Consider the following 24206-nt stretch of genomic DNA (forward strand, 5'->3'; position numbering starts at 1 on the left):
TAATAGAACTTCAAATTTACTTAAAAAGCGAGAGAAAAGAAAGCTTGTTCAAGCAAAAAGAAAAGAACAAGAATAATGCCGAAAGATCTATGTTTTAAAACTTGGCGTCTATTCTCAATTGTGCCATTTTAATGGCTGTTACTGCAGCTTCAGAACCTTTATTTCCAAATTTACCTCCGGAGCGATCTATAGCTTGTTGCATGTTTTGATCTGTTAATACACAAAAAATTACAGGGATGTCATTCTGAATATTTAGATCTTTGATGCCCTGAGTTACTCCTTGGCATACAAAATCGAAGTGTTTGGTTTCTCCTTCAATCACACTTCCAATGGCAATAATAGCATCCAGCATATCGTAGCTTTGCTGCATTTTTTTACAACCATAAATAAGCTCGAAGCTTCCTGGAACATCCCAACGAACAATGTTTTCGTTAATCACTCCATTTTCCTTCAAGGTATCGAAGGCACCTTTAAAAAGTCCTTCGGTAATATTTTCATTCCATTCGGCTACAACAAGACCAAACCGGAAGTTCTTAGCTTCCGGCATTTGGCTTTTATCGTATTCGCTAAGATTTTTTCCTTGTGTTGCCATAGAAAATATTTAGTTCATTGCTTCCGCCTTACCTAAATAGATAGCTACTTGATTTGCTTCTGGAGTGGTTGCAAATTCGTCTTTAATTCTATTTAAATATTCAGCAGCTTTTTCACCTTTACCCAACTGGATAGCAGTGGTAGCAGCTTTTAGTAAAAATCTAGGCGTAGTAAATTCGTTAGAACGCATTGTTGCAGCCTTCTCGTAATAATTTAAAGCTTCTTCAGGCTGTTCTAATTGAAGAAATGCATCTCCCATACCACCAACTGCTAAAGCAGATAAGATCTCATCGTCACCATCAAAATCTTCTAAATGATCTATAGCTTCCTGATACTTATTGGTGTTCAAATATGCAAACCCAGCATAGTAATGTGCAAGATTTCCTGCATTTGTGCTTCCGTAGTTATCTATGATATCAAGGAAACCATATTTTCCTTCACCACCATTTAATGCCATAGTATATAAAGAATCACTCTCTGCGCCTGTTCCAGCTAAAGCAGTGTCAAAATATTGTTGAGCTTGAAACATTTCATTAGAAGCTTCTAATTCTTTAGGCTCTTGAATAAAACGTTGCCATCCTAAATATCCTAAAGCAACAACAGCTGCCAATCCTACAATAATATAGATCCATTTTTGATTTTTTGCAACCCACTCTTCTGTTCTACCAGCACCTTCATCTAAGGTGTTGAAAACTTCTGCGGTTGTAGATTCCTCCTCTACTTGATTCTTTCTTTCTTCCTTAGTAGACGGGTTAGAACTTTTTTTCTTGTATGTAGCCATAAAATTGGTTTAATGAGTCACAAAAATAAAATTTTTATTCTTATTTGAAAGAGAAATTATTTCTTATTTTTTAATACTTTCTGTGTGTTTCTATTACCTTTATAAAAATATAATTAATAATTATTAAGCTGAATACCAGCATTTTATGTATCTAAAAACGCTTTCCCTAGTCAATTATAAAAATTTAGATTCCTCCAGTTTTGATTTCGACTGCAAAATAAATTGTTTTGTAGGTAGAAATGGCGTTGGAAAAACCAATATTTTGGATAGTATCTATCATCTATCTTTTGGGAAGAGTTATTTCAACCCAATTACCAGTCAAAACATCAACCACGACGCCGACTTCTTTGTTATTGAAGGCTCCTTAGAAAAAAATGATCGAGAGGAACATATTTTGGTAAGCGCAAAGCGTGGGCAAAAAAAGGTGATCAAAAGAAATAATAAACCATACGAGAAATTTAGTGAACATATAGGTTTTATTCCTGCCGTAATGATCTCACCTGGCGATCGCGACCTTATTATTGAAGGCAGCGATACCCGAAGAAAATTTATGGATGGTGTGATCTCCCAAAGCGATCAGCTTTATTTAAATTCATTGATCTCCTATGGAAAAGTGCTCGCCCAGAGAAATGCACTCTTAAAATATTTTGCTGCAAATGCGAAATTCGATAGGGACACCTTGGAGATTTATAATGCGCAACTTACAGAGTTTGGAAATATCATTTTTGAAAAGCGAAAGGCATTTTTAAATGAATTTATCCCGATCTTCAATAAGCGCTATTCAGAAATTGCTAACAATCAGGAGGAAGTAAGCCTGGAATATAAGAGCCAATTATTTGAAAGATCTATTTCAGCTTTGTTGGAAGATAATCTTCAAAAAGACATGCTCCTTCAATACACCAGTGTAGGTTTGCATAAAGATGATCTTAGTTTTGAGATAGATGGGCACCCTATTAAAAAATTTGGTTCTCAGGGCCAACAAAAATCCTTTCTTATTGCATTAAAGTTGGCGCAATTCGACTTTATTAAAAAAGTGAGTAAGGTAAACCCGATACTATTATTAGATGATATTTTCGATAAGTTAGATGAACAACGCGTTGCTCATATTATAACTCTAGTTGCTAAGGATGAACTGGGACAAATCTTTATTAGCGATACGCATACAGACAGAACCGAAAAAGTGATGATAGAAAGTAACCAAACCTTTAAAATATTCAAACTATGATGAGAATTTGTATGGTATTAATTCTAATGATCATTTTGAGCAGTTGCAATAATAAACCTGAAGATCATTTAGAACATATTAATGGGTATTGGGGAATCGAAAAAGTTGAATTCACAAAGGATTCAGTTCGGGATTTTAAGATCAATGAAATAGTGGATTATATAGAAATCGTTGATAGCGTAGGATTCAGAATAAAAGTGAAACCACAATTTGATGGTACTTATATCCCGGCCGGAGATCCGGAAGACATAAAAGTGAAAATTGTAGATGAAAAAGTGGCACTATATTATTCTACCCCTTTTAATAATTGGAAAGAAATTATTGTAGCTTCCAAAGAAGACGAACTTAGTTTAAAAAATGAGCGAGGATTTATATACCATTACAAAAGGTATAAACCTTTAAAATTAGATCTGGATGAAAAAGAGAATGAATGAGAATATGAAGTTGAGTGAGGCATTAGAAAGTTTTGTCTCTTCAAATAAGCTTCAGAAAGGATTAGATAAAGTAAACGTAAAAGATGTTTGGAATGACCAAATGGGACCTGCAATTGTAAAGTATACCACGGCCATAAAGCTAGAGGGCAGCACGTTATTTATTCAGCTTAGTTCTTCTGTATTGCGGGAAGAGTTGAGTTACGGAAAAGAGAAGATCATTAAGAACTTGAATGAAGCTCTTAAAAAAGAATTGATCACCAAGCTGGTGCTTAGATAAGTTTGAAGTAGGTCAACCTATTCAAATAACTACCGTTATTGGATACTTTAAAAATATTTGAAGACATATTTCCCATCTCCACTTTGAGCCCATAAATCCATTACATCCTTGCTATACCGACCTGAGGAGGGATCTCCTCTGAACTTTAATTCGTATATTTGATAAAAATCGTAAAAATGGATATTGAAGCCAGAAAAATCGAATTTATACAAGAATTTTTAAAAATTCAAAGTGAAGACGTTATAAATCGCCTTGAAAAAGTTTTACGAAAAGAAAACAAAAGTTCTGATGAAAAGGGTTCTCAACCTATGACTATTGAAGAGTTTAACGAACGAATTGATGAATCAATGGAGGATTCCAAAAATGGGAGATTAATCAAAGCAAGTGATTTAAAAGCCAAAATGGAAAAATGGCGTTAGAGGTTTATTGGACTGAGTTTTCTGAACGAGAACTTGAAAAAATTTTTGAGCACTACCAAAAAAAAGTAAGCTATAATGTTGCCAAGAAACTTACGGACGGAATCTATAACGAAGCACTACAGCTCGAAAAACAACCTGAAATTGGGCAAATTGAGGAATTACTCAAAAACAGGGAACAACAATTTAGATATTTAATTTACAAAAGCTATAAAATAATTTATTGGATAAATAAACTTGAGAGTAAAATTGAGGTTAACGACGTTTTTGATACTCGACAAAATCCAACCAAAATTAAAAGGATAGAATAAAGCCAGTTGCAAACATCGGTTATCGCAAATAAAAATAATAGACAATCGAGTAAAAGGTGATTTTTTAGAGACCAAGTAATAAAACGACTAAGTCGACAAGTCCATGTCATTACCCCGCGTCAAGTACGATAACCAGCATGGTTGAGTTCGAAGGCAAACCAACGTAATTCGCTTATTGATAACTAGTTCAAAGGTCTCATCGTTAAGTTAAGAAGATACTGAAAGAAGTTCAGTATTACGAATCCAACAAAATTAACTCGTTAAAACTAGTTTCCGAATAATTTAGACAATAGAAACAAAAAAAGCCATTTCAGAAATGAAATGGCTTTTTAAATTCTATCTAAAAAGTTCTAGAATAATTCTCTTCCAGAAAAGTGAAAACCAGCTTCTATAGAAGCATTCTCATCGCTATCACTTCCATGAACTGCATTTTCTCCAATAGAAGCAGCATATTTCTTACGGATAGTTCCTTCTGCAGCTTCAGCTGGATTTGTAGCTCCAATTAAAGTTCTAAAATCTTCTACAGCATTATCTTTTTCCAATACAGCAGCAACAATAGGCCCTCTTGTCATGTATTCTACTAATTCCCCAAAAAATGGACGTTCGTTATGAACAGCATAAAAAGTTTCAGCATCTTTACGAGACATCTGAGTTAATTTCATTGCAACAATTCTAAATCCTGAAGTATTAATAAGTTCAAGGATCGCACCGATGTTTCCGTTTTCAACTGCATCGGGTTTAAGCATTGTAAAAGTTCTATTCTTAGCCATGTTATGGTTTTTAAAATTTTTGCAAAAGTACGCATTTGAACACTTTATGCAAGATTATCTTTTTCTTTTATGATTATTATAGATTTTTATCTCTCCATAACCATGGTGTTTAATATATGTGCAGTATTAATAGTTTTCTTCGATAAGGTACTATTATTGATGTATCTATAAACCTTAGGTTTGCGGAATCTCTTAATGCCTTTATCATTAATATTTAAGAAGACTTACTTTTACAATTTTAAAAAACCCTTAATAAATGAATATTAAAACCCCAATAAATCAGGTCTCCCTAACAAAGTACACTTTAATTTTCTTTCTCAGCTTTTTATTGTTTTCATGCTCTAATGATGATTCCTCAATCCCATCAGAAGAAACTGAAGAAATCATAGAGCCTCCTTTAATTCCAACTGCCTCATGTGAAAATGGAATGGCTGGAATCTATCCATGCAAGGATTATGATCTAATGGCACGGATGAGTCTTTCTGAATTTAATGCCACCTCTGGAAACGATTCCTGGGGATGGACAGATCCTAGCACAGGGAAAGAATATGTTTTAATGGGGCTTGGAAATGGTACTGCATTTATAGATATATCCAATCCTACAAAACCCATTTATCTAGGGAAATTAGTTTCTCAAACACCTCCCGCTTTGCATCGGGACATCAAGGTATATCAAAATCATGCCTTTGTTGTAAGTGAGTCTGAAGGTCACGGATTGCAGATCTTTGACCTAACTAGACTAAGAAATGTTGCTAAGGCCCCTGCTACGTTTCAAGCAGATGCTACTTATAATGAATTTAATCATGCACATAATATCGTGATCAACGAATCTTCTGGCTTCGCTTATGTTGTAGGCTCTGATACTTTTGCTGGTGGCCCACATATTATTAATATTCAAAATCCATTAAATCCAACCTTCGCGGGAGGTTATGCCTTAGATGGATATAGTCATGATGCACAAGTTGTTACTTATAATGGACCCGATACAGATTATATTGGTAAGGAAATCTATATTGGAAGCAATGAAAATGAAGTGGCTATCGTAGATATTACCGATAAATCCAACCCTAAAAATATTTCTACAATTACTTATGAAAATGTGGGATATACACACCAAGGATGGTTAACAGAGGATCAGAAATTCTTTTTAGTGGGAGACGAGTTAGATGAGTTAAAATTTGGAAATAATACCAAGACAATTATTTTAGATTTCACAGATTTAGACAACCCAAAATCACATACAAATTACACGGGTTCCTTACCCATTATAGATCATAATGGATATGTGAAAGACAATTTATTCTATCAGGCCAATTATACCGGAGGAATGCGAGTATTAGATATTTCAGATATTGACAACAAAAACATAAGCCAAGTAGGATTCTTTGACAGTTACCCATTAACTAATTCTAATGATTTCAACGGAGCATGGAATGTGTATCCTTTTTTTGAAAGTGGAAACATCGTACTAAGTGATATAGATAATGGTCTTTTTATTGTGAAGAAAAAGGAATAGATGTACTAATCTCTTTATTGTATCACAATTTTAAATAGCACTATTATCATCAATTTATAAAATATATATTTTGTAATTTCACCCTCAAATTTAAAGTTTGCATCAGCAGTTTTTATAACAGAAAATTTCTCAACGAGTTTGATTTTTTTTTGAAATTGGAATAGAATATTTCACCTTTGCTGTAATTGCGCTTTAATTGGAATTAAAATATGATTGAACAAAGCATTTTAGAGATCACCTCGGACCTATCAACGGCCAACAACATAGTAATAGTACCGCATAAAGGACCAGATGGAGATGCTATCGGATCTTCACTAGCAATGTACCATTTCCTAAAAGGAAAAGGACACGATGTTACAGTGATTGCTCCTAATGATTATCCAGATTTCCTAAAATGGCTGCCGGGACAGGAAGACATCATGATCTTTGAAAAGGATTATATGCTTTGTAAACCATTGATCTCTAATGCAGATATTATCTTCACTTTAGATTTTAACGATCTTTCAAGAACTGGCGATATGCAGAATTCATTAATAGAAGCTGAAGCCACCTTTATAATGATAGATCACCACCCAGAACCTTCTACATACGCACATCACACTTATAGTGATGCTACTATGAGTTCTACTTGCCAAATGGTGTATCAATTTATAGACAAATTAAGAGCCGTAAAAAGTATCACCCCAGAAATTGCTACTTGTTTGTATACTGGAATAATGACAGATACAGGGTCTTTTAGATTTAGATCTACTTCTAGTGAAACCCACAAGGTAATTGCAGATCTTATCAAAAGAGGAGCCGATAATGCCAAAATTCATCAGCAAATCTATGATACTTCTTCTGAAAGCAGATTGAAGTTATTGGGTGTAGCACTTCAAAACCTAAGAGTAAATAAAGAATTAAGAACTGCTTACATCACTCTTTCACAGGAAGAATTAGATCAAAACAACTTCAGAAAAGGAGATACTGAAGGTTTTGTGAATTATGGATTATCATTAGAAGGAATTATTTTTGCTGCCATATTTATAGAACATAAAGTAGATGGTATCATTAAAATAAGTTTCCGTTCTAAAGGGAGTTTCAATGTAAATCAATTTGCCAGAGCTCATTTCCAAGGAGGAGGTCACATAAATGCTGCAGGTGGAAAAAGTGATATTTCTCTAGAAGACACCATTGTTAAATTTAATAGCGTGCTTCCAGAATATAAAGAAGACTTAGGTTTATGAAGCTAAAACTTTTATATATAACTGCATTAATACTAGGTGTAACTGGATGCAAATCCCCGGAAGCCAGAAGGCCTGTCACCCAAAATTCGGGTTCATTTATCAATGAATCTATTCAAAGAAATAAAAAACTGGTTGCAAAAGAAGAAGCTATTATTCTCAAAATGATCCAACAGGATTCTACTCAAGATTATATAGCTTCCAGTAATGGTTTCTGGTATTACTACAACAAAAGATCTACAGATTCTTTAACTGTTAAAATGCCGGAATATGGTGATGTTGTTAGATTCGATTATAGTATAAAAGCCTTGGATGGAAATTATATCTATGATGTTGGGGAAATGCCCACAAAAAGATATGCTATGGATAGGGAAAATCTTTTCGGAGGTTTAAGAGAAGGTTTAAAACTTATGAAGGAAGGCGAAACCGTCACTTTTATCTTCCCTTCTCACAAAGCATTTGGTTATTATGGTGATAAAGATAGAATTGGTACCAATATCCCTATAATTACAGAAGTAACATTACATTCGATTACCCAAGAAATAAATACTAATAAATCTGATAATTAATTAATATGAAAAGATTAAGCATGCTTTTGGTTTGTGCCATTCTACTTGGCCTAGTAAGTTGTAAAGAGGATTATCCAGACCTTAAAGACGGTCTTTATGCCGAATTCAACACTAATAAGGGTTCTTTTATAGCCGAACTTTATTTCAAAGCAACACCTACAACAGTTGCCAACTTTGTTTCTTTAGCCGAAGGCGATAGTCATAAAATGGTAGACAGTACAGCTAAAGGTAAAAAATATTACGACGGTCTAATTTTTCACCGCGTTATAAAAGACTTTATGATCCAAGGTGGAGATCCAACCGGAACAGGAAGTGGAGATCCTGGTTATAGATTCCCAGATGAAATAGTAGATACTTTAAGTCATACTTCAAAAGGAACATTATCTATGGCCAATGCAGGACCTGGCACTAATGGAAGTCAGTTTTTTATCACCTTGGCTCCCACTCCTTGGTTAGACGGAAAACATACTATTTTTGGTGAAGTTATGGAAGGACAAGCGGTTGTGGACAGTATCGGAATGGTTAAGACTGTTGCCAGTGACAAGCCAGAACAAGATGTAGTTTTAGAAAGCGTAAAGATTATCCGAAAAGGAAAAGATGCTAAAGATTTTAAAGCTGCGAAAACATTCGAATCTAATTTGGCAGACGCTAAAGTTAAAGAAGAAGAAGTGGAAGCTGCTAGATCTGAAATGAAAAAAGAGAACACTTCAAAATTTATGGCTCTAAAAGAAGAAGCTAAAGAATTGGAAAGTGGCATTAAAATTCATTATCTAGAAAAAGGAGAAGATGTGAAAATTCCAGAAGGATCTATGGTAATGGTAAATTATGCTGGATATTTTGAGGATGGTACTTTATTTGACACCAGCTGGCAAGAAGTTGCTGAACAAAATGGAGCACTCAATATTGCTAAAAGAGATCAAGGCGGATACCAACCAATGCCTACAAAATATGGCCCAGATGCGCCTATGATACCGGGATTTAGAGATGGTATAACTGCGATGAATGTTGGAGACCGTGCATTGGTTTTTATTCCCTCCCATTTAGGATATGGAGAAAGAGGAGCTGGCGGAGTAATTCCTCCAAATACTGATCTAATTTTTGAAATAGAAATAGTAGAAATTCAGAAATAAACTCTGATTTTCATAATATTAAAAATCCCGCTTCCAATATGGAGCGGGATTTTTTTTAGTTCAATTCTCAAATTGAGGTTGTCATTCCCACAAAGGAGAATTCTCATTTAAAACTTTGAACTTCATTGAGGTTCTTCAATTCGCTACGCTACTTTCAGAATGACATTTTTTGTCATTCCGACGAAGGAGGAATCTGAATGCAAACTATAAACTTCTCTGAGATTCTTCAATTCGCTACGCTACTTTCAGAATGACATTTTTTGTCATTCCGACGAAGGAGGAATCTGAATGCAACTATAAACTTCGTTGAGATTCTTCAATTCGCTAGGCTACTTTCAGAATGACATTTTTTGTCATTCCCACAAAGGAGGAATCTCATTCAAAACTATGAACTTCATTGAGGTTCTTCAATTCGCTACGCTACTTTCAGAATGACATTTTTTGTCATTCCCACAAAGGAGGTATTTCATTTAAAGCTATGAACTTCGTTAAGATTCTTCAATTCGCTACGCTACTTTCAGAATGACATTTTTTGTCATTCCCACGAAGGAGGAATCTCATTCAAAACTATGAACTTCATTGAGGTTCTTCAATTCGCTACGCTACTTTCAGAATGACATTTTTTTGTCATTCCAACGAAGGAGAAATCTCATTCAAAACTATGAACTTCATTGAGGTTCTTCAATTCGCTATGCTACTTTCGGAATGACATTTTTTGTCATTCCGACGAAGGAGGAATCTGAATGCAACTATAAACTTCTCTGAGATTCTTCAATTCGCTACGCTACTTTCAGAATGACATTTTTTGTCATTCCGACGAAGGAGGAATCTGAATGCAAACTATAAACTTCTCTGAGATTCTTCAATTCGCTACGCTACTTTCAGAATGACATTTTTTGTCATTCCCACAAAGGAGGAATCTCATTTAAAGCTATGAACTTTATTGAGGTTCTTCAATTCTCTACGCCACTTTCAGAATGACATTTTTTGTCATTCCCACAAAGGAGAATTCTCATTTAAAACTTTGAACTTCATTGAGGTTCTTCAATTCGCTACGCTACTTTCAGAATGACATTTTTTGTCATTCCGACGAAGGAGGAATCTCATTCAAAACTATGAACTTCATTGAGATTCTTCAATTCGCTACGCTACTTTCAGAATGACATTTTTTGTCATTCCGACGAAGGAGGAATCTCATTCAAAACTATGAACTTCATTGAGATTCTTCAATTCGCTACGCTACTTTCAGAATGACAGGTAAAAACAATTGTCATATTGAGCTTTTCGAAATATGAAATCAAACCCTTTGCTTAAAAAGGATTCGACAGGCTCAACCTGACATCTGTACTTACTAATTATTTCTTCGGAATATTTTTAAGGATCTCTAAAACGAATTTCCAATATTTCTGTGAAGAAGTAATACTAGCACGTTCATCTGGAGAATGCGCTCCTCTAATGGTTGGTCCAAAAGAGATCATATCCATTTCTGGATAATGACTCCCAATTATTCCACATTCTAATCCTGCATGACATGCAGCCACATCTGCTTTTTCATTGAATAATTTAGTATACAAATTATCTAATACTTTTAAAATATCAGAATCTCTGTTTGGTGCCCAGCCTGGATAATCTCCAGAGAAATTAACTTCACAGCCTGCAAGCTCTAAAGTAGCCCTTAAAGAATTTGTAAGATCGTCTTTAGAAGATTCTACAGAAGATCTTGTAAGACATTTTAAGTTGATATTTCCTTCTTTAATTTCAACTTTTGCTAAATTATTGGAGGTTTCTACTAAACCTTCAATCTCCGGGCTCATTCTAAAGACTCCGTTATGCAAGGCATAGATGGCGTTTAAAATGGTTTCCTGAGTATCTGAATCCATAACCTTCATTGAAGTCTCTACCTTAACAAGGTCTAACTTCATATTTGGTTCCAGCTTTGCGAATTCAGTTTTAATAGCTTCAAAATCCTCCATTAATTCAGACTCGAAAGCTTTGATCTGGAAATCATCTATTAACACTACAGCTTCACTTTCTCTGGGAATTGCATTTCTAAGTCCCCCACCTTTTATTTCAGCAATACGAATTCCGAAATTTTCAGAAGCATTGTACAACAAGCGATTCATCAATTTATTGGCATTTCCCAATCCTTTGATTATGTCCATTCCAGAATGTCCACCCTGCAAACCATTCAACGTGATCTTAAAGGCACTCATATCTTCTGGAGCATCTTCTTGGGTATACTTCCTAGTTGCAGTTACATCTACTCCACCTGCACAACCTATTCCTATTTCATCATCCTCTTCAGTATCCAGATTTAAAAGGATATCTCCTTTCAACATTCCTGGTTCTAAACCTTTAGCACCCGTCATTCCAGTTTCTTCATCTATAGTAAATAAAGCCTCGATAGCAGGATGTTCTATTGTATCACTTTCTAGTATCGCCATAATAGTAGCAACCCCTAACCCGTTATCTGCACCTAATGTAGTTCCTCTTGCTCTTACCCAATCGCCATCTAAATACATTTCGATTCCCTGAGTATCAAAATCGAATTTGGTATCATTATTTTTCTGATGCACCATATCTAAATGAGACTGCAATACCACCGCTTTTCTATCCTCCATTCCTGCGGTTGCCGGTTTTTTAATTATCACATTCCCAACTTTATCTACAAGCGTTTCTAATTTGAGTTTATTTCCAAAGCTTTTTATAAACTCTATTACCCTTTCCTCTTTTTTAGACGGTCTAGGAACCTCATTAAGATCGGCGAATTTATTCCACAAAACTTTAGGTTCTTGTGCTCTTATTTCTTCATTCATAGTATTAATATTTGGTATATTCACAAAGATATTGGTAATTCACAAACCACGAAATTTTTAGCAGCATATTAGAATTTATTTAGGAAGTGAAAAACAGAACAAGCCTCATTTTAGCCATTTTATTGCCAATACAAATTATTGCTATTAAAATAATTTCGGCGTATCCAGATTTCATAGAAACTTGGTACAGCACAGGACTCTATCCTTATATCGCTAAAATAATGCGATTCTCTCTTGGCATATTCCCTTTTTCTTTAGGAGATCTTTTATATACTTTTTTCATTATCTCCATATTCCGATGGATATATATCCGATTTAAAACTAAGTTCAAAGGTTATAGAAAATGGTCTTTAGACCTACTTGCTACTTTTTCTATTATCTATGCCTGTTTTCATCTTTTTTGGGGTTTCAATTACTATAGACTTCCACTCCACCGAACCTTAAAGATCAAGAACACTTATACTACAGAAGAGTTGGTTCTTTTAACAGAAACCTTAATTAAAAAATCGAATCAGGTACATACTGGTTTAGTTGATAATGATTCTCTTAAAGTTGATTATAAATTTAAAAAGACGGCACTCTTCAGAAAAACAATTGAAGGCTATGAAAGTTTAGGAAAAGATTTTCCAAAATTAACCTACCAAGGAAAAAGTTTGAAGCGTTCCTTATATAGCATTCCGTTAACATATATGGGTTTTAATGGATATTTGAATCCGCTTACAAACGAAGCGCAAGTTAATACTCAGATTTTAAAATATAAGATTCCCACAACTGCTAGTCATGAAATAGGTCATCAACTAGGATTTGCTAAAGAAAACGAAGCGAATTTTATTGCCTGTTTGGCCACAATGAATCATCCGGATCCTTACTTTCAATATTCAGGTTTTACTTTTGCACTGCGCTATTGCTTAAACGAGCTTTATGTTCGAGATCAGGTAAAAGCAGATGAACTTTTAAAAACAATACATCCCGGTATTTTAGCTAATTATAAAGAAGTCAGGGATTTCTGGGAAACACATAAAAATCCTTTTGAGCCTATTTTTCAAGTTACTTATAATGGTTTTCTTAAAGCCAATAATCAAGCTGAAGGAATGAAAAGCTATAGTTATGTAGTGGCATTACTCGTTAACTATTTTGACGATGTGGAGAATGCTTTCTAAGCAAATTTATCATTCCACAAATAATCCTTAAATTCCACTTTCTAATTTTAAAAAGCAAACTACTTTTAAACAACTAATTTTATGAGATTTAAATTTCTACTCTTATGCCTAGTCTTTTTTTCTGGGTTAAACTTGTATGCTCAAGATTACTTTCCAAATAACGATGGTGTAAATACCAAAAACACAAATTACACCGTTTTCAAAAACGCGAAAATCCATGTAGATCCTAACACAATTATCGAAAATGGGATGATCGCTGTTAGAGAAGGTAAATTAACTGCTGTTGGCAAAAGCATAGAAATCCCTAAAAACAGTATTGTTATAGACCTAAAAGGCAAAGAGGTTTATCCATCTTTCATTGAGATCTACAGTGATTTTGGGATGAAAAAACCAACAAAAGCTGAAAGCGCGAACGGACAGCCACAGTATAATGCCAGCCGTGAAGGTTATTATTGGAACGATCATATTCGTCCCGAAACAAATGCATTGGAGTCTTTCACCTTTGATAAGACCGAAGCAGAAAAATTTCAGAAAAACGGATTTGGAGCGGTGAATACTCATCTTGCTGATGGAATTATGCGTGGAACCGGAATGTTGGTAAGCTTAAATGCTGAAGGCTCTGAAGGAGATCGTATTTTAAAAGACAAATCGGCTAATTTTCTTTCCTTCGATAAAAGTGTACAATCTATACAATCCTATCCTACTTCTATAATGGGTGCTATGGCATTGTTAAGACAAACCTATATAGATGCAGCATGGTATGAAAAGGGGAATATTTCAAACAAAGATCTGGCATTAGAAGCATTAAATAGAAACAAAACCTTACCCCAGATTTTTAAGACCGATAATTTATTAGATGAATTAAGAGCCGATAAAGTTGGAGATGAATATGGGATCCAATATCTCATTTTTGGAAGTGGAAATGAATTTGAAAGAATTGCTGAAGTAAAGAATACCAACGCCACATTTATTATTCCTTTGGATTTCCCCGAGGCTTATGATCTTGAAAATCCATTTATGGCAAGCAACGTGAGCTTGCAAGATATGAAGCGATGGAATCAGGCTCCAACTAACCTGATGCAGCTTGCCAAAAACAATATCCCTTTTATCTTAACAACACAAAATTTAAAAGATGAAAAGAAATTTAGGGAGAACCTTTTAAAAGCTATTTCTTATGGCTTAGATAAAAAGAAAGCACTTGCCGCTTTAACTACAACTCCAGCAAAATTTCTAGGAGAAGAAAATAAACTTGGGGTAATAAAACAAGGCGCCTGGGCGAATTTTTTAATTACTTCAGGAGATGTTTTTGACAAAGAAACGGTACTATTTGAGAACTGGATACAAGGTCAAAAAGTGGTTTTAGAAAACATGAATACCGTAAATCTTGAAGGTAAATATTCTTTGGCAGTAGACGGAAAGAAGTATGATCTGGAAATTACAGGAAAACCAAATTCTCCTAAAGCCGAAGTGAAATTGGGAGATGCAAAGATCAAATCTAAGTTATCTTATACAGATACCTGGATGCAATTATTATTGTCGTCGCCAGATTCAACCAAAACTGAATATACAAGATTGGTTGCAAAAGTAACTGATGACACTAATAAAATAAATGGCCGAGCTATTTTAAGTAATGGTCAAGAAACTTCGTTCAATGCCTCCAAATCTTTAGATAAATCAAAAGAAAAAGACAAAAAGAAGGAAGATAAAAATGACAGTATTCTTCCAATTGTGTCCCTAAGCTATCCAAATATGGCATACGGTTTCAAGGAAGTACCAAAACAAGAAGATATTTTATTTAAAAATGCAACTGTCTGGACGAATACCGAAAAAGGGATTTTGGAGAAGACAGATGTTTTAATAAAAGACGGAAAAATCGCTGAAATCGGAGCAAATCTTAGCGCAGGAAAAGCAAAAGTTATAGATGCTTCTGGGAAACATTTAACTACCGGAATTATAGATGAACATTCCCATATTGGCGCTTCGGCAATTAATGAAGCAGGGCAAAACTCTTCAGCAGAAGTAACTATGGAAGATGTTATAGACCCTACAGATATCAATATTTATAGAAATCTTGCCGGTGGTGTTACTTCAATTCAGTTATTGCATGGTTCGGCCAATCCTATAGGAGGGCGATCTGCGATCATGAAGTTAAAATGGGGCTCAAATGCAAAAGATATGATCTTTCCAGACTCCCCTAAATTCATAAAATTTGCGCTTGGGGAAAATGTAAAACAATCCAATTGGGATAGTAAAAGCAGGTTTCCACAAACAAGAATGGGTGTAGAACAGGTGTTTACAGATTATTTTAGTCAGGCGAGAGATTATGAAGCAGCTAAGAAAACCGGAAATTACAGGAAAGACATAGAAATGGAAACCTTGATCGAAATTCTGAATGGCGAACGTTTTGTAAGTAGTCACTCGTATGTTCAAAGTGAGATCAATATGCTTATGAAGGTTGCCGAAGCTTTCGATTTCAGAATAAACACATTCACACATATTCTTGAAGGATACAAGGTTGCCGATAAAATGAAAGAACATGGTGCGGGAGCATCTACGTTCTCAGATTGGTGGGCTTATAAATACGAAGTAAAAGACGCTATTCCTTATAACGCAGCAATAATGCATAATGCAGGTCTTACTGTTGCTATTAATAGTGATGATGGAGAAATGAGCAGAAGATTAAATCAAGAAGCTGCAAAAAGTGTAAAATATGGAGGGATTTCTGAAGAAGAAGCTTTGAAATTTGTGACTCTTAATCCTGCGAAATTATTGCATATCGACAATCGCGTTGGAAGTATTGAAACTGGCAAAGATGGAGATGTAGTTCTATGGTCTGGAAATCCGCTTTCTATTTACAGCAAAGCTGAAAAAACACTTATTGAAGGAACGGTTTATTTTGATATTGAAAAAGATAAGGAACTTCGAAAAGAAATTGCTCAGCAAAAAAATATGCTAACGGGACAAATGCTATCCGCGAAGAACGGGGGAGCAAAAACACAAGCTGCTACCAAAAAAGAAGATCAAAAAATGGGTTGTGACACTTTGGAAACTTACTAATATTGAAAAAGATGAAAAGATTAAATATATTATTTATACTGGGAATTTTAATAATTACTAGTTCAATAAACGCACAGCAAACTCCTGCTGATTCACAATCTGAAGCAATCACTATAGTTGGAGCTACAGCGCATATTGGGAATGGAGAGCTTATAGAGAACAGCCTTATAATTTTTGAAAATGGAATCTTAACTCAGGTTTTAGATGCTACCACTACAAAAATGCAATACCGTGGAACTATTATTAATGCTGAGGGGAAACATGTGTATCCTGGCTTTATTGCACCTAATACTACACTCGGCCTAGTAGAAATTGCGTCTTTGAGACCTACAGACGATGAAGATGAAATTGGTGAGATGTTGCCACATATTAGAAGTTTGGTGGCCTATAATGCTGAAAGTCAGATCGTGGAAAGTATGAGGCCAAACGGAGTTTTAATTGGAGAAATAGTTCCAAGAGGAGGAACTATTTCTGGGACTTCTTCTATTGTTCAGTTTGATGCCTGGAACTGGGAAGACGCTGCAATAAAGAAAGACAATGGATTACATATTAATTGGCCGAATAGCTTTAAACGAGGAAAATGGTGGTTAGGTGAAGAAAGAGGTTTGAAGCCAAATGAAAAGTATGCTGAAGACGTTTTAAAACTATCACAATTCTTCAATAATTCCAGAGCTTATATGGCGGGAGAACAAAAGCAAGAAAACCTGCCTTTTAAATCTATGGAAACTGTTTTTACCAATGGAAAAAAGGTGTTTGTTCATGTAGATGGAGAACGTGAAATTGTAGATGCTATTCAGTTTAAAAAAGATCAGAATTTAAAAGATATGGTTATTGTGGGTGGTTATGATGCTGTAAAAGTTGCAGATCAGATAAAAGCTGAAAATATAGCTGTTTTAGCTTCACGTCCTCACAGCACTCCAAACCAAGATGATGAGGATTATGACTATAATTATAAACTGGCAAAACTACTTAGTGATAAAGGAATTTTAGTAGGATTGGAAAGCAGCGGACAAATGGAAAGAGCCAGTACCCGAAACTTGCCTTTTTATGCAGGAACCGTTGCAGCAAGTGGAATGGACAAAGAAGAAGCCTTAAAATTGATCACCTTAAACAATGCGAAAATATTAGGAATAGATGATAGATTAGGAACTTTAGAAAAAGGAAAAGATGCTACTCTTTTTATTAGTGAAGGTGATGCCTTGGATATGAGAACTAATAAGTTGACAAAAGCATTTATAAAGGGAAGAGAATTGAGTTTAGAAAGTCATCAAACTGAATTATATCACCGATATTCTGAAAAATATGAAAATCAGAAAAAAGAATAGTTTTGAAAACGTTTCTGAATATTCGAAATTAGAAAAAGGTTGTCACTCAGAGCGCAACGCAGTGGAGCGAAGAATCTCAACGAAGCAAAATCCGACTCAATAAGAGATCCCTCCTAAGGTCGGGATGACAAATAGACATCGGGACAGAATTTAAATTATTTTCATTTTTAATCAAAAACCTCTGATAATTTCAGAGGTTTTTGATTTGTAACTATCAATAAGTACTTATTTTTACACTATGATCAAACAAATATCTAGCGCACAGAATCCGGCTGTTAAAAGACTGCTTCAGCTTCAGGAAAAGTCCAGAAACAGAAAAAAAGAAGGTGTTTTTATTGTAGAAGGACTTAGGGAAATTCAGCTTGCCTTTAAGGGGAAGTATATTTGCGAAGAATTCTTTTTTTGTGATTCTTTATTTCCTGCTGAAGGTTTGAGAGAACTGAACACAAATACTGAAAACAAGCCCTTGATTACTGAATTCTCTAAAGATGTTTATGAAAAGATCGCTTATCGTGGTAGCACAGAAGGGGTGATGGCTTTATTTAGATCTAAAGAATTATCTCTGGATTCGCTTCAGCTAAACTCCAAGAATCCATTATTGTTGATTGCTGAAGCTCCTGAAAAACCAGGGAATATTGGAGCGCTCTTAAGAACTGCAGATGCTGCGAATATGGATGCTGTAATCATTGCCAATCCCAAAACCGATCTTTTTAATCCTAATATTATTAGATCTAGTGTAGGTTGTGTTTTCACAAATAACATTGCAGTTGGAACTACTTCAGAAATCATCAGTTTTTTAAAGAAACATAAGATCTCTATTTATACTGCTGCACTACAAGCTTCAAAAAATTATTCTGAAATAGATTTTACTAATTCTTCAGCAATAGTTGTTGGAACTGAAGCAACAGGCTTAAGCAAAGAATGGATAGATCATTCTACTCAAAACATCATTATTCCTATGAGTGGAGAAATAGATAGCATGAATGTATCTGTAGCGGCTGGAATTTTAATTTTCGAAGCCAAACGCCAACGAGGTTTTTTCTAGTAAAACTGAAAGTAGCATCATTTATGCTAATTATCGTTATTCATTCAATTATATCACATATATTAATCTTTTTCTCCAAAAAAATATTCTACGTGAGTGCTGAAATCTTATTTTATATAATTGTTGCAATCATTTTAATCGATTTTATAATCGATAAAATTTTAGATTCTTTAAATGCAAGTCGGTTTAATGATCCAATCCCAAAAGAATTGGAAGATGTATATGATGATGCAGAATATCGAAAATCTCAGAATTACAAGAAAGAGGTATATAGATTCGGTGTAGTTTCTTCTGCTTTCTCATTGATCATTTTATTGGGTTTTCTCTTCTTTGAAGGCTTTGCATATGTAAATGAAGTTGCTGGTAGTTTTACTGAGAATCCTATTTATAAAGCCTTAATTTTCTTCGGGATAATCATGTTTGCCAGTGATATACTCACACTTCCCTTTTCCTATTACAGCACCTTTGTGATCGAGGAGAAATATGGATTTAATAAAACCACAAAGAAATTATTTGTATTAGATAAATTGAAATCTTGGGGTTTGCTGATCATCGTTGGAGGTGGAATTTTAGCATTGATAGTATGGTTCTACCAATTAACTTCCACCGATTTTTGGTGGTATTCCTGGATCATGGTTACCGCTTTTATTGTGTTTACCAATATGTTTTATGCAAAGCTCATTGTTCCACTTTTCAACAAACAATCTCCACTTCAAGATGGTTCGCTTCGGTCTAAAATTGAAGCCTATGCCCATGAAGTAGGTTTTCAGTTAGATAATATTTTTATAATAGATGGCTCAAAGAGGAGCACTAAGGCAAATGCCTATTTCTCTGGCTTTGGTAAAGAAAAGAGGATCACTCTTTATGATACACTGGTTAATGATCTTAGCGAAGAAGAAATTGTTAGTGTTTTGGCGCATGAAGTAGGACATTATAAGAAAAAGCATATAATTGTAAATCTACTGGCTTCCATATTAACCACAGGATTAACTCTGTGGGTATTGTCCATATTTGTTGGAAATGAGTTACTCTCTCAAGCCTTAGGAGTAGAAAATCCGAGTTTTCATATTGGGTTGATCGCTTTCGGGATTTTGTACAGTCCTATTTCAGAAATTACTGGTTTATTAATGAATTATTTATCTCGAAAATTTGAATATCAGGCAGATGATTTTGCTAAAAACACTTATAATTCGGAATCATTGATTTCCAGTCTTAAAAAATTATCCAAATCTAGTTTAAGCAACTTAACCCCACATAAAGCTTATGTTTTTATGCATTATTCGCACCCAACCTTATTACAGCGAATTAAAAACTTAAGCTCTTAGTTTGTAGTTGTTTCTTTACAATGTTAATCGTAATTTTAAGCTATGACAGAAGCTGCAGTAGTAAAAGAAAATAAAGAAATTGCGCGCCAGTATAAAGAATTGTTACGCATAAGTTACAGATCCCTATCGAAAGAAGATAAAAATTTAATTAGATTGGCATTTGATACTTCTGTAGAGGCGCATAAAGATCAGCGTAGAAAATCTGGAGAGGCTTACATATTTCATCCTATCGCGGTTGCAAAAATAGTAGCTTCAGAAATAGGATTGGATGCTACCTCCATTGCTGCTGCATTATTGCACGATGTAGTAGAAGACACCACTTATTCTATAGAAGAAATTGAAAAGATTTTTGGTAAAACTGTTGCTTTGATCGTAGACGGTCTTACCAAGATCTCGCATTTACAGCAGCAACAAGATAAAGATGTTTCTCTACAAGCAGAAAATTTCAGAAAAATGTTGCTTACACTTAACGACGATGTTAGAGTAATCATCATTAAAATTGCAGACAGGTTGCATAATATGCAAACTATGGATGCTATGAAACCAGATAAACAGGTTAAAATAGCTTCAGAAACACTATATATTTACGCGCCTCTTGCACACAGAATAGGTTTGTATAGTATTAAAACTGAACTTGAAGACCTCAGTTTAAAATATACTGAACCTGAAGTTTACAATGATATTCTTCAGAAAATTAGAGAAAGTAAACAAGAGCAAGACGCATATATTGATGCATTTACACAGGTTATAAAAGACTCTTTAAACCAAGAGCAATTAGAGTATACTATTAAAGGAAGGCCAAAGTCTATCTATTCTATCTGGAGAAAAATAAAGACCCAAAATATTACTTTTGATGAAGTCTTCGATAAGTTTGCCGTTCGTATAATCTATAAAGGTGATATAGCAAATGAAAAGTTCTTAGCCTGGAAAATTTATTCCATCGTTACAGATCATTTCAGACCAAATCCTATAAGATTACGGGATTGGATCTCTTCACCTAAATCTACCGGTTACGAAGCTTTGCACATTACTGTAATGGGGCCTAAAGGAAGATGGGTAGAAGTCCAGATTAGAAGTGAGCGAATGAATGAAATAGCCGAAAAAGGCTATGCGGCTCATTATAAGTACAAACAAGGCGTCGAGCAGGAAGAAAAGACCATGGAAGAATGGTTAAACAGATTACAGGAAGCTTTGGAAAATTCTGAAGCCAATGCTGTAGATTTTGTTGAGCAATTCAAACTGAATTTATACGCCAAGGAGATCTTTGTATTTACTCCACAAGGAGATCTAAAATCTTTGCCAAAGGGAGCAACGCCATTAGATTTTGCATTTAGCATACATACGGCCATAGGCCTACATACTCGTGGTGCGAAGGTGAATAACAAATTGGTACCGCTAAGTCATGAATTAAAAAGTGGCGATCAAATAGAAATCATCACTTCAGACAATGCAAAGCCAAATGTTAACTGGTTAGACTATGCAAGCACCGCTAGAGCTAGAGCTAAGATAAAATCTTCGTTAAGAGAAGAGAAAAAAGAACTTGCAGAAGAAGGAAAAGCTGTTCTTGCAAGGAAGTTAAAATCCCAAAAACTCAGTTTTAACGAGAGTATGATCAATGAGTTGGTGATTCACTTCAAACTAAAAACCAGCTTAGATCTCTTTTATAGAGTTGGAATTGGGAAAATAGATAACAAAAGTTTAAAGGAATTTACAGCCAATAGAAGCAATGCTTTTGTGAGCTACTTTAAAAATAAGATCAGAAAAGCACCTGTAGCAGAAGATCTTAACAAAGAAGAAATCACCTCCAAGTACGATCAGATAGTATTTGGTAAGGAAGAAGAGGTTCTTGATTATAAATTAGCTAATTGTTGTAACCCTATTCCCGGAGATCGGGTGTTCGGTTTTATTACTGTTAGTGAAGGAATAAAAGTTCATAAAAAGGATTGCCCCAATGCCATTCAGTTTCAAAGTAATTATGCCTATCGAATTATTCAGGCAAAATGGATAGATTCGTCACAACAAGATTTTAAGGCGATCATAAATTTAAGAGGAATAGATAATTTAGGATTGGTTAGTGAGATCACTAAAGAAATTTCAAAAAGCATGAATGTAAATATGCGAAGTATTAATTTTGATAGTGCAGATGGTGTATTTACTGGTAAAATAACTGTTATTGTAAAAAACAATTCGATCTTAGACACACTAATAGAACATCTTAAAAAAATAAGTGGGATAGATAAGGTGTCAAGAGAATAAACCAATACCTTTGCAAACGAAGCAATATTATGAGCAAGAAAAGTGGAAATAAGAACGATCAGGCTGTAGTAAAGAATGTATTTACCAAATTTTTGGAAGATAAAGGGCATCGTAAAACCCCGGAACGTTTTGCTATTTTACAGGAGATCTATAATAATGAAGAGCATTTTGATATTGAGTCGCTTTATATTAGTATGAAAAATAAGAAATATAGAGTGAGTCGAGCCACCTTATATAATACTATAGAATTGCTTTTAGATTGCGGTTTGGTGAGAAGACATCAATTCGGCCAAAATCAATCGCAGTATGAAAAATCTTATTTTGATAGGCAACACGATCATATAATCTTAACTGATACAGGAGAAGTAATAGAATTTTGCGATCCTAGAATTCAAAGTATAAAACAAACAATAGAAGAAGTTTTTAATATTGAAGTTTCTAAACATTCTTTATACTTTTACGGCACAAAAAAACAATCAACTAATTAGATATTTATGGCAGTAGACTTACTACTCGGATTACAATGGGGAGATGAAGGAAAAGGTAAAATTGTAGATGTATTTACCAAAAAATATGACATAATCGCTAGATTTCAAGGAGGGCCAAATGCAGGTCACACTTTGGAATTTGATGGTCAAAAACATGTTCTTCACACGATTCCATCCGGAATTTTTCATAAAGACACCATAAATCTTGTTGGAAATGGGGTGGTTATAGATCCTGTTATTTTCAAAAAAGAACTTGAAAATCTAGATGCTTTCAAAACGGATTATAGAAAAAATCTTTACATCTCAAGAAAAGCTCACTTAATTCTTCCTACTCATAGGTTGCTAGATGCAGCTTCTGAAGCTTCTAAAGGAAAAGCCAAGATTGGCTCTACACTTAAAGGGATTGGACCAACTTATATGGACAAGACTGGAAGAAATGGGATTCGTGTTGGGGATCTTGAACTGGACAATTGGAAAGAAAAATACAGATTATTGGCAGACAAGCATGAAGCTATGATAAGTTTCTATAATGTAGATGTACAATATAATCTAGCCGAATTAGAAACAGAATTCTTTAAGGCTGTAGAACTATTAAAAACCTTGAAGTTTATAGATAGTGAGCAATACTTACAAACAGCACAAGAAAATGGAAAATCTATTTTAGCTGAAGGAGCTCAGGGATCTTTATTAGATATAGATTTTGGTACTTATCCTTTTGTGACATCTTCTAATACAACTGCAGCAGGAGCTTGTACAGGACTAGGAGTTGCTCCAAACAAAATTGGAGATGCTTTTGGAATCTTTAAAGCATATACTACTAGAGTTGGAAGTGGCCCCTTCCCTACTGAGCTTTTCGATGAAGATGGAGAAAGAATGGGAAGAGTTGGAAATGAATTTGGAGCTACAACAGGGCGTCCAAGAAGATGTGGATGGTTAGATCTTGTTGCGCTAAAATATGCAGTGCAAATAAACGGTATCACCCAACTAATCATGATGAAAGGGGATGTACTAAGTGGTTTTAAAATTTTAAAAATATGTACTTCTTATAAATATAAAGGAGAAGAAATTACACATTTACCTTATAATATAGAGCCAGAAAATGTTACTCCTGTATATACAGAATTTAAAGGCTGGGAAGAAGATCTTACTAAGATGACAGAAGCTTCCGAACTACCTAAAGAATTTATGGAGTATGTGAAATTTTTGGAGAATGAATTAAAAACTCCTATTTCTGTAATTTCTGTGGGACCAGATAGAAAGCAAACTATCCATAGATAATTTTTTTGTATATCCGTTTAGAGTACAGTGACCAAATTATCCTATCTGAAATGGTCGCGTCACCCTGAACTTGTTTCAGGGTCTTATACCACATATTTGAGATGCTGAAACAAGTTCAGTATGACGGTAACAACCTGTAATTAATTAATAAAAAACTATTTACTGGAACAAAAGCGGACATACAGTAATTTTTTTATAAAATATGTTAAACAA

Annotated in this window: 21 protein-coding genes; 17 read left to right on the forward strand and 4 right to left on the reverse strand. The window is 34.6% G+C overall.

What is annotated here, in order from left to right; all coding sequences use genetic code 11:
* Positions 1-94 precede the first annotated feature (94 nt).
* Positions 95-592, reverse strand: coding sequence for a 6,7-dimethyl-8-ribityllumazine synthase (gene ribH / locus H033_RS0114660; protein ID WP_026838979.1), 498 nt, complete (start codon positions 590-592; stop codon positions 95-97).
* Between the two features lie 9 nt (positions 593-601).
* Positions 602-1372 carry a tetratricopeptide repeat protein gene (locus H033_RS0114665; RefSeq protein ID WP_026838980.1) on the reverse strand — a complete coding sequence of 257 codons (771 nt, stop codon included), beginning with the start codon at positions 1370-1372 and terminating at the stop codon, positions 602-604.
* A 145-nt stretch (positions 1373-1517) separates the two neighbouring features.
* Between H033_RS0114665 and recF the strand changes: the two genes are divergently transcribed.
* The 5 genes from recF (at position 1518) to H033_RS0114690 (ending at position 4035) form a co-directional block, all read left to right on the forward strand.
* Positions 1518-2597, forward strand: coding sequence for a DNA replication/repair protein RecF (recF, locus tag H033_RS0114670; protein ID WP_026838981.1), 1080 nt, complete (start codon positions 1518-1520; stop codon positions 2595-2597).
* The gene (locus H033_RS0114675) at positions 2594-3031 is read left to right on the forward strand and encodes a hypothetical protein (protein WP_026838982.1); all 438 of its coding nucleotides are present in this window, start codon (positions 2594-2596) and stop codon (positions 3029-3031) included. Before recF ends, H033_RS0114675 begins: the two co-directional genes overlap by 4 nt.
* Entirely contained in the window at positions 3012-3308 is a 297-nt protein-coding gene (locus H033_RS0114680; protein WP_026838983.1) for a DUF721 domain-containing protein, read from the forward strand. Before H033_RS0114675 ends, H033_RS0114680 begins: the two co-directional genes overlap by 20 nt.
* A gap of 176 nt (positions 3309-3484) precedes the next feature.
* Entirely contained in the window at positions 3485-3727 is a 243-nt protein-coding gene (locus H033_RS0114685) for a hypothetical protein (RefSeq protein ID WP_026838984.1), read from the forward strand.
* The gene (locus tag H033_RS0114690; RefSeq protein WP_026838985.1) at positions 3718-4035 is read left to right on the forward strand and encodes a type II toxin-antitoxin system RelE/ParE family toxin; all 318 of its coding nucleotides are present in this window, start codon (positions 3718-3720) and stop codon (positions 4033-4035) included. Before H033_RS0114685 ends, H033_RS0114690 begins: the two co-directional genes overlap by 10 nt.
* Positions 4036-4385: 350 nt before the next feature.
* Here the strand turns inward: H033_RS0114690 and H033_RS0114695 are convergent, their stop codons facing one another.
* Positions 4386-4805 carry a nucleoside-diphosphate kinase gene (locus H033_RS0114695; RefSeq protein WP_026838986.1) on the reverse strand — a complete coding sequence of 140 codons (420 nt, stop codon included), beginning with the start codon at positions 4803-4805 and terminating at the stop codon, positions 4386-4388.
* A 256-nt stretch (positions 4806-5061) separates the two neighbouring features.
* On the opposite strand from H033_RS0114695, the gene H033_RS0114700 reads away from it, so the two are divergent.
* From H033_RS0114700 to H033_RS0114715, 4 genes are all read left to right on the forward strand, one after another.
* On the forward strand, positions 5062-6321 hold the full coding sequence (locus H033_RS0114700) for a choice-of-anchor B family protein (RefSeq protein WP_026838987.1): 1260 nt from the start codon (positions 5062-5064) through the stop codon (positions 6319-6321).
* Between the two features lie 209 nt (positions 6322-6530).
* Positions 6531-7547, forward strand: coding sequence for a DHH family phosphoesterase (locus H033_RS0114705; RefSeq protein WP_026838988.1), 1017 nt, complete (start codon positions 6531-6533; stop codon positions 7545-7547).
* Complete coding sequence (gene gldI, locus H033_RS0114710) at positions 7544-8113, forward strand: gliding motility-associated peptidyl-prolyl isomerase GldI (RefSeq protein WP_026838989.1); 570 nt, start codon at positions 7544-7546, stop codon at positions 8111-8113. The genes H033_RS0114705 and gldI overlap by 4 nt, the downstream gene beginning before the upstream one ends.
* A gap of 5 nt (positions 8114-8118) precedes the next feature.
* Positions 8119-9243 (forward strand): peptidylprolyl isomerase, encoded by a 1125-nt coding sequence (locus H033_RS0114715; protein WP_026838990.1) that lies wholly within the window; start codon positions 8119-8121, stop codon positions 9241-9243.
* A gap of 1355 nt (positions 9244-10598) precedes the next feature.
* Here H033_RS0114715 and H033_RS0114720 read toward each other — a convergent pair.
* Positions 10599-12059 (reverse strand): aminoacyl-histidine dipeptidase, encoded by a 1461-nt coding sequence (locus H033_RS0114720; RefSeq protein ID WP_026838991.1) that lies wholly within the window; start codon positions 12057-12059, stop codon positions 10599-10601.
* Between the two features lie 86 nt (positions 12060-12145).
* On the opposite strand from H033_RS0114720, the gene H033_RS0114725 reads away from it, so the two are divergent.
* The 8 genes from H033_RS0114725 to H033_RS0114760 all read left to right on the forward strand — a co-directional run bounded on the left by H033_RS0114725 (position 12146) and on the right by H033_RS0114760 (position 23993).
* Positions 12146-13219: a DUF3810 domain-containing protein gene (locus H033_RS0114725; protein WP_026838992.1), complete on the forward strand. Its 1074-nt coding sequence runs from the start codon at positions 12146-12148 to the stop codon at positions 13217-13219.
* An 81-nt stretch (positions 13220-13300) separates the two neighbouring features.
* Positions 13301-16276, forward strand: coding sequence for an amidohydrolase family protein (locus H033_RS0114730; protein ID WP_026838993.1), 2976 nt, complete (start codon positions 13301-13303; stop codon positions 16274-16276).
* A gap of 11 nt (positions 16277-16287) precedes the next feature.
* Complete coding sequence (locus H033_RS0114735) at positions 16288-17601, forward strand: amidohydrolase family protein (RefSeq protein ID WP_026838994.1); 1314 nt, start codon at positions 16288-16290, stop codon at positions 17599-17601.
* Between the two features lie 238 nt (positions 17602-17839).
* Positions 17840-18646: a TrmH family RNA methyltransferase gene (locus H033_RS0114740; RefSeq protein WP_026838995.1), complete on the forward strand. Its 807-nt coding sequence runs from the start codon at positions 17840-17842 to the stop codon at positions 18644-18646.
* Between the two features lie 92 nt (positions 18647-18738).
* Positions 18739-19971 carry a M48 family metallopeptidase gene (locus H033_RS0114745; protein WP_026838996.1) on the forward strand — a complete coding sequence of 411 codons (1233 nt, stop codon included), beginning with the start codon at positions 18739-18741 and terminating at the stop codon, positions 19969-19971.
* Between the two features lie 42 nt (positions 19972-20013).
* On the forward strand, positions 20014-22227 hold the full coding sequence (locus tag H033_RS0114750) for a RelA/SpoT family protein (RefSeq protein ID WP_026838997.1): 2214 nt from the start codon (positions 20014-20016) through the stop codon (positions 22225-22227).
* A 29-nt stretch (positions 22228-22256) separates the two neighbouring features.
* Positions 22257-22715 carry a Fur family transcriptional regulator gene (locus H033_RS0114755; protein ID WP_026838998.1) on the forward strand — a complete coding sequence of 153 codons (459 nt, stop codon included), beginning with the start codon at positions 22257-22259 and terminating at the stop codon, positions 22713-22715.
* A 6-nt stretch (positions 22716-22721) separates the two neighbouring features.
* Positions 22722-23993: an adenylosuccinate synthase gene (locus H033_RS0114760; protein WP_026838999.1), complete on the forward strand. Its 1272-nt coding sequence runs from the start codon at positions 22722-22724 to the stop codon at positions 23991-23993.
* The last annotated feature ends 213 nt before the right edge of the window (positions 23994-24206 follow it).

This window comes from Gillisia sp. JM1 (assembly GCF_000424645.1).
Classification (GTDB): domain Bacteria; phylum Bacteroidota; class Bacteroidia; order Flavobacteriales; family Flavobacteriaceae; genus Gillisia.

What these genes read in the sequence shown, in the direction of transcription:
- ribH (WP_026838979.1), bottom strand. Translation starts at nt 592, where the DNA reads ATGGCAACACAAGGAAAAAATCTTAGCGAATACGATAAAAGCCAAATG.
- H033_RS0114665 (WP_026838980.1), bottom strand. Translation starts at nt 1,372, where the DNA reads ATGGCTACATACAAGAAAAAAAGTTCTAACCCGTCTACTAAGGAAGAA.
- recF (WP_026838981.1), top strand. Translation starts at nt 1,518, where the DNA reads ATGTATCTAAAAACGCTTTCCCTAGTCAATTATAAAAATTTAGATTCC.
- H033_RS0114675 (WP_026838982.1), top strand. Translation starts at nt 2,594, where the DNA reads ATGATGAGAATTTGTATGGTATTAATTCTAATGATCATTTTGAGCAGT.
- H033_RS0114680 (WP_026838983.1), top strand. Translation starts at nt 3,012, where the DNA reads ATGAAAAAGAGAATGAATGAGAATATGAAGTTGAGTGAGGCATTAGAA.
- H033_RS0114685 (WP_026838984.1), top strand. Translation starts at nt 3,485, where the DNA reads ATGGATATTGAAGCCAGAAAAATCGAATTTATACAAGAATTTTTAAAA.
- H033_RS0114690 (WP_026838985.1), top strand. Translation starts at nt 3,718, where the DNA reads ATGGCGTTAGAGGTTTATTGGACTGAGTTTTCTGAACGAGAACTTGAA.
- H033_RS0114695 (WP_026838986.1), bottom strand. Translation starts at nt 4,805, where the DNA reads ATGGCTAAGAATAGAACTTTTACAATGCTTAAACCCGATGCAGTTGAA.
- H033_RS0114700 (WP_026838987.1), top strand. Translation starts at nt 5,062, where the DNA reads ATGAATATTAAAACCCCAATAAATCAGGTCTCCCTAACAAAGTACACT.
- H033_RS0114705 (WP_026838988.1), top strand. Translation starts at nt 6,531, where the DNA reads ATGATTGAACAAAGCATTTTAGAGATCACCTCGGACCTATCAACGGCC.
- gldI (WP_026838989.1), top strand. Translation starts at nt 7,544, where the DNA reads ATGAAGCTAAAACTTTTATATATAACTGCATTAATACTAGGTGTAACT.
- H033_RS0114715 (WP_026838990.1), top strand. Translation starts at nt 8,119, where the DNA reads ATGAAAAGATTAAGCATGCTTTTGGTTTGTGCCATTCTACTTGGCCTA.
- H033_RS0114720 (WP_026838991.1), bottom strand. Translation starts at nt 12,059, where the DNA reads ATGAATGAAGAAATAAGAGCACAAGAACCTAAAGTTTTGTGGAATAAA.
- H033_RS0114730 (WP_026838993.1), top strand. Translation starts at nt 13,301, where the DNA reads ATGAGATTTAAATTTCTACTCTTATGCCTAGTCTTTTTTTCTGGGTTA.
- H033_RS0114735 (WP_026838994.1), top strand. Translation starts at nt 16,288, where the DNA reads ATGAAAAGATTAAATATATTATTTATACTGGGAATTTTAATAATTACT.
- H033_RS0114740 (WP_026838995.1), top strand. Translation starts at nt 17,840, where the DNA reads ATGATCAAACAAATATCTAGCGCACAGAATCCGGCTGTTAAAAGACTG.
- H033_RS0114750 (WP_026838997.1), top strand. Translation starts at nt 20,014, where the DNA reads ATGACAGAAGCTGCAGTAGTAAAAGAAAATAAAGAAATTGCGCGCCAG.
- H033_RS0114755 (WP_026838998.1), top strand. Translation starts at nt 22,257, where the DNA reads ATGAGCAAGAAAAGTGGAAATAAGAACGATCAGGCTGTAGTAAAGAAT.
- H033_RS0114760 (WP_026838999.1), top strand. Translation starts at nt 22,722, where the DNA reads ATGGCAGTAGACTTACTACTCGGATTACAATGGGGAGATGAAGGAAAA.